The sequence below is a fragment of the Eudoraea sp. genome, from assembly GCF_049669105.1.
Lineage (GTDB): Bacteria > Bacteroidota > Bacteroidia > Flavobacteriales > Flavobacteriaceae > Eudoraea.
The window spans coordinates 1-2,639 of sequence record NZ_JBATKE010000148.1 but is presented as its reverse complement, the minus strand read 5'-3'; the positions used below and the strand labels follow the sequence as shown (position 1 = coordinate 2,639).

At 36.2% G+C, this 2,639-nt stretch carries 2 protein-coding genes; one reads left to right on the top strand and one right to left on the bottom strand.

Translation table 11 applies throughout. The features are described from left to right. Positions 1-636, bottom strand: a 636-nt coding sequence (locus WBM60_RS12565) for a WD40/YVTN/BNR-like repeat-containing protein (RefSeq protein WP_424283141.1), incomplete at its 3' end; no start/stop codon positions are given. Between the two features lie 312 nt (positions 637-948). On the opposite strand from WBM60_RS12565, the gene WBM60_RS12560 reads away from it, so the two are divergent. Next, on the top strand, positions 949-2,639 hold a 1,691-nt coding region (locus tag WBM60_RS12560), incomplete at its 3' end, for a hypothetical protein (RefSeq protein ID WP_424283140.1).

Below are 2,639 nucleotides of genomic sequence, written 5' to 3'. Positions count from 1 at the left end.
AAGTCGGTCAGGGTTTTTAGGGTCGAGGGCCAGTTCGGCCGCCCCTGTATTTTCGTCCACAAAGAATATCCGTTTCCAGGTCTTTCCACCATCCTTTGTTTTATATACGCCCCGCTCTTGTTGAGGGCCATACGTATGGCCCAAAGAAGCAGCATATACAATATTCGGATTGCTCGGATGTACTATGATGCGACCAATTCTCCCTGTCTTTTCAAGCCCCATATTTTTCCAGGTCTTACCGGCATCTTCTGATTTATAGATACCATCGCCCATGGCATGTGCCGGTCGAATAACAAAAGTTTCACCCGTACCTGCCCAAACAATATCTGGATTAGAAGGGGTAATAGCTATAGAGCCGATGGAAGAAACATCCTGATCATCAAAAATAGGATTCCAATTAATTCCGCCATCCGTTGTCTTCCAAAGGCCACCCGAAGCGGCCCCGATATAATTGATCATAGGGTCGCCTGGCACCCCGGCTATGGCAATAGCGCGATTCCCTTCAGGGCCAATAAAACGGAATTTCAAGCTGTCGAATGCCGAAGTATTGTTTTGGGCCAAAGTTACTACAGAAACTAAAAGAAAAAGGGGTAGTAGAAGTATCGTGGTTTTCATATAAGTGTTTATGTTGCTCATCACATGTAATTATGACTAATATAGTCAAGAATTATAAAATAGATGGACTTCGTACAATGAAAGCAATTTTCGAATATTGACTTCGGGTTCGATAAACAAATAAGAATTTATTTCCAAGCACCAAATTCGAAAATTACTTATAATAAAATTTCAGGTTTTTCGCTGGCTCATATTTTTATCGCACCCGATATTGAATTAAATAAGACACCTTATTTAATTATTATCAAAAAATAATATAGCCCTCAATTCAAAAATACCTAATTTTAAACTTAATGTATTTATAGTCTTCTTCCAAAAAAAGGCAACTAGCCTATGCTTAAAAAAATTACAAAATTTATTGTCAGTTTAATTCTGATTTTAGGAATCGTATTTGGGGCTATCTACTTTTTTGTAAAAAGTCATAAAGAAGAAGTTGTCAACTTCATAGTAAATACCATCTCAAAAAAACATAATGGCACAGTCAGTTTTGACGATGTAACCTTAAGGAGTTGGGGTAATTTTACCAATCCTGCATTCTACGTCAAAAATATGGTGCTTTTAGATTCGTCCGATTCAAAAATTACCCGTTTTGAAGCTAAGAATGTGTATCTAAATCTAACCGTAAAGAGTTTGTTGAAAAAAAAGATCCAGGTAAAGTCTGTTCGAATAGAAAATGCGAACTATTCCTCCGTCATTACTAAAGAAGATCTGGCAGCTTTGACCGCGAATAAAGACTCCCTTCCTGAAGAAAGTACTGTCTCTGAAATCTTCAAGCCATACAAATTGTCCTTTGATATTGAAAATTTTGCCTTCGATATACAAAATATTCCGCGTCATAAAAGAATTAAATTTACGATAAACGAAATATCATCAAACCTCCTTATTGGGCCAGATCGGATATCCTCTTCCATGGATTTGAATGCCTATATCACACAACTGGGTTTTAACCTTGAAAAAGGCAGTTATCTCAAGGATTCTAAGATTGTAGGGACCATGTACCCTGAAATAGACCTGACTAATAACAAAATTCATATCCCTTCATTTGATTTATCCATAAATGATCAAATATTTGAGCTAACAGCCGATTTTGACACTTCCAGGCATAGTAGTTTTCTATTTAAGATTGTGAATGAAGAAACAGAATATGCACCAACTGTAAGTCTTCTATCCGATCATATTCAATTAAAACTTAACAAGTATAAGATTGATCAGGCTTTTTCCACTCACACTACCCTTCAAGGAAGTTTCGCGCCATTTTCAAACCCTCTGGTACATGTTGAATTTAATAGTATTGAAAATTCTGCTCTAATAGATGACCGTTTTGATTTGAACAATTTGTCATTCACTGGAAGTTTTACCAACAGAATATATGATGATGAACGAGCCAAAACTGAAGACAAAAGGGATATAAAGCTCAGTTTCAACTCTATGACAGGAAATTACAAGGAGACCGAATTTGAGTTAAGCAATGGTGTATTAACAAGCACTCCGGAAGATAAAGCCCTCATTAAAGGTTCTTTAAAGGTAGACGGTATACCTGAAAATTTAGTTTCACTAACCAATGAACCTATTTTTACGCTTAAGGGAGGCCGCTTTAATTTAATGGCCGAATTAGAAGGAGATGCAACGTCTGCAGTTGACCTTCTAAATAAGTCAGATATCAAATTAGAGGTTAGAAATACCGGTATTTTTGACATTGAAGATGAAATATTTATTCCCGTAAACCAGTTAGATATTCAACTCAAAGAAGACCGGGCTGTATTGGAGATTTTAGAACTTCCTCTGGGTTCTTCGGATAAACTGAATATTTACGGTCTTGCTAACCACTTTTCTTCACTTCTAACAAAAGAAGCTGAAATCCAAGCAACGACTACTTTAGGCTTGAAATCAACAAAACTGAGATGGGAAGATTTTATGAATATTTTTGCGAATTCCAATAAAGGACCTAAAGACAAAGTAAAACAACCTGCATATGTAATACGGGACATAGCAAGAAAAATTTATTTAAAATTTAATCCTTCAGT